This window comes from Nitrosopumilus sp. b2 (assembly GCF_014078535.1).
GTDB lineage: Archaea > Thermoproteota > Nitrososphaeria > Nitrososphaerales > Nitrosopumilaceae > Nitrosopumilus > Nitrosopumilus piranensis.
In genome coordinates this window covers 1-2,988 of sequence record NZ_MU078706.1, presented here as the reverse complement: position 1 = coordinate 2,988, position 2,988 = coordinate 1, and the positions used below count along the sequence as shown (strand labels likewise).

Annotated in this window: 4 protein-coding genes and 1 pseudogene; 4 read left to right on the top strand and 1 reads right to left on the bottom strand. The window is 35.3% G+C overall.

The genetic code is table 11. The features are described from left to right. Positions 1 to 328, top strand: a pseudogene (locus C6989_RS10105) (trans-sialidase); the annotation flags it as partial. A gap of 24 nt (positions 329 to 352) precedes the next feature. On the opposite strand, the gene bcp reads toward C6989_RS10105, so the two are convergent. Continuing rightward, entirely contained in the window at positions 353 to 817 is a 465-nt protein-coding gene (gene bcp, locus C6989_RS10100; protein ID WP_182127061.1) for a thioredoxin-dependent thiol peroxidase, read from the bottom strand. Positions 818 to 919: 102 nt separating this feature from the next. Here bcp and C6989_RS10095 point away from each other — a divergent pair, with 102 nt between their 5' ends. The 3 genes from C6989_RS10095 to C6989_RS10085 are packed head-to-tail and all read left to right on the top strand — an operon-like array spanning position 920 to position 2,899. Continuing rightward, positions 920 to 1,624 (top strand): MIP/aquaporin family protein, encoded by a 705-nt coding sequence (locus C6989_RS10095; protein ID WP_014962863.1) that lies wholly within the window; start codon positions 920 to 922, stop codon positions 1,622 to 1,624. 37 nt (positions 1,625 to 1,661) lie between these two features. After that, the gene (locus C6989_RS10090; protein WP_148703680.1) at positions 1,662 to 2,084 is read left to right on the top strand and encodes a hypothetical protein; all 423 of its coding nucleotides are present in this window, start codon (positions 1,662 to 1,664) and stop codon (positions 2,082 to 2,084) included. Beyond that, positions 2,081 to 2,899 (top strand): hypothetical protein, encoded by an 819-nt coding sequence (locus C6989_RS10085; RefSeq protein ID WP_182127060.1) that lies wholly within the window; start codon positions 2,081 to 2,083, stop codon positions 2,897 to 2,899. Before C6989_RS10090 ends, C6989_RS10085 begins: the two co-directional genes overlap by 4 nt. Positions 2,900 to 2,988 lie beyond the last annotated feature (89 nt).

Below are 2,988 nucleotides of genomic sequence, written 5' to 3'. Positions count from 1 at the left end.
ACAGCAAACACCTCCGCCACCCCAACCAGAACCACCAAAACCAAAAGGTACACTTCCAAAAGGTACGGCCGAAAAGCCTCAAACTACTGCTAGTAGTGGAGATGGAAAATCAAGACAAGAACAACTAGAAGAGTACGAAAAAGATTACTTGCAAAGAATTGAACAAGAAAAAGCAGAACGTGAACAAGCTTATCAAGAGGCCCTTCAATCTGAAGTGGACGCAAGAGCTAAGCAATCACGTGGTAGCTTACCAAAAGGTTTTGAACCCAAATCTGAACCAGAACCTGAACCACCAAAACCAAAAGGTACACTTCCAAAAGGTTTCTAACCTTCTATACCTTTTTACTTTATTTTATTCTGAACTCTTAAAATCTTCAAAAACTTGTTTTGAATGTCCAGCAGGTTTTACTTTGGGATATATTTTGAAAATTTTTCCTTTTTCATTTACAAGAAATGTGCTTCTCATAACTCCCATGTACTCTCTACCCCTGAATTTTTTCTTGCCCCAAACACCAAACATCTTTGATATTTCTTTATCTACATCTGCCAATAATGGATATTTGATTTTCATCTTATCACAGAATTTTTTGTGTGAATCTACATCATCAGGACTGATTCCAATAATTTCAATTTCCTCTTTTTGAAATTTTTTATAATCTTTTGAAAACTCATCTGCCTCTGTAGTGCATCCTGGAGTGAAATCTTTTGGGTAAAAATAGATGGCATGTTTTTTACCTTTGAAATCTAAAGATTTTACCTTGTTTCCATTTGCATCATTTAATTCAAATTTTGGAACAGGATCCCCTTCTGAAATCATATGTTCTCAAGTGAATATGCCTGTAATTAATTACTTTTTGATCCTAGCTGATCACAATTTTAATCCGAATCTTTTATATGGAAATTGACGGGGTTTTTGCTAATGGTTAATCCAAGAGCATACCTTGCTGAAGCAATATCTACATACGGATTGGTATTTTTCGGACCCCTCTCAGTAATTTTGGCAATTGCATCTTTTGGTGAGGAATTGACAACAATGTCAGTACTATTCATTTCTCTTGGACACGGTGGTGCTATTGCATTGATGATCTATGCATTTGGTCATGTATCTGGCGCCCACATTAATCCTGCAGTTACAATTCCAATGATGATTACTAGAAAGATTGGAATTGCAGATGGAATTGGTTATATTATTTCACAATTAATTGGTGCAGTTGCAGCAGCTGCAACACTCAAAGCAATCTTACCTGAACTAGGAGCCAAAGTAAACTTTGCAACTCAAGGTGGACCAAGTGACTTGATCAATAACAGTATTGGTTCAGGATTTGCAATTGAGGCAATCTTGACATTCTTCTTAGTTACAGTAATCTTCATGAGTGCTGTTCACAAAAAAGCATCTCCTGGTTGGCATGGATTTACAATCGGTGGTATGGTATTTTTAATTCACTTGATTGCAGTTCCACTAACTGGTGCATCAGTGAATCCTGCAAGAACATTTGGTCCTGCATTAATTTCAGGATTCTGGGAATTCCACTGGTTATATTGGGCAGCCCCAATCTTGGGCGGTATAATTGCTGGATTGATAATGAATTACGTCTTTGTAAAGCAAGCAGAACAAGAAGCATAACCTAACATTTTTAAAAATTTGAAATCATTTTTCTGGTATGAGTTCTGATGAAATTTCTTCAATGTTTGATATAGAAACACAAAAACTCCAAAATCTAATTTCAAATGTTTCTGAAAATATGGAAATTTCTCAAATTGTTGAGGTGTATTATCAAGTGATGAATGTCTCATCCATGATTTCAATGCTCAAACAACAACTAGATTCCCAAAATCCCAATGCTTTGTTAGAACAAATTGGAAAAACTGAGAAACTCATTTCAGAGAAGTTTAACACTGACATTCACCCAAAAATTTTGCAAACACTTTCAAATTCTATCCAGGAAACAACAAAATCACTTCAATCAAATTCTGGAGAAAAAACTAAAGAGCAAATTAAAAACGAGTCAAAACTATTTGAAGAGTTACGAAAAAAAATGAGTACTAAAGAATTTGTTGAGCAATATGACAAAGGATTGACATGATTGATCAACTTGCAAAAAATCTTATTTCATTAAAAAAAGAATTTGCAAAAACATATGATGGCAATAGTCAGATGCAAGAAGTAATTCCAATATCTACATCTGATTTATTTCAAATTAAGCAACAAGATCTAGAATTACTGCATCAGTTTGCAACAAAGAATCCTATCTACTACAACTCGTATGAAAAAATAATTGATGACACAAAATGTATTGTATATGAGGGAGATATCAACAAATATTGGTTGAATAGTATTCAACATGGCTCTAGTAATGCCCCCTTTTCTCCAACCTGGATACTGTCTGCTTATGTTGCAATATTGATGGCAAAAGATCTTGGGTATTCTGAAGTAATTGATATTGGCTCAGGTGATGGAAGAATTGCTTTTTGTGCCAAAGTTTTGGACATGGAAGCATATAGTATAGAACTAGACGAGTCACTAGTTGATCTTCAAAAGATTCTTGTTACAACACTTGACTTTCATCCGTTTTGCTCAAATGCTATAACTTTTGATTATGAGTCATTGAATTTGTCTAGTCCTGTCTTTTTCATTGGAGGGCTTGCACAGATGGGCGGCGTTGCTTTGGCAACCGGCGTAATTGAAAATATTGTATCTGATGATTTGAGGAAAAGTGCTGGTTGGGTTTTTGCAGGTACACTCTCTCAAAAATACGCTCCTGATCCTAAAAATGAGGCTGGTTGGGGGACTCTTATTGAAAATAATAAACTCAAAAAAATCAAAATAATTTCTTTGCCTACTGTTTGGACCTTTCATGAAACTGATGAAACCCCGTATATTTTTGCCGAATCTATCTAATAGCAATCCAAATTAAGTGTAAATTTACCAAAGTTTTCGGACTCGTTGCATAGCTTGGATAGTGCGAACGCTTGCGGAGCGTTAGGTCG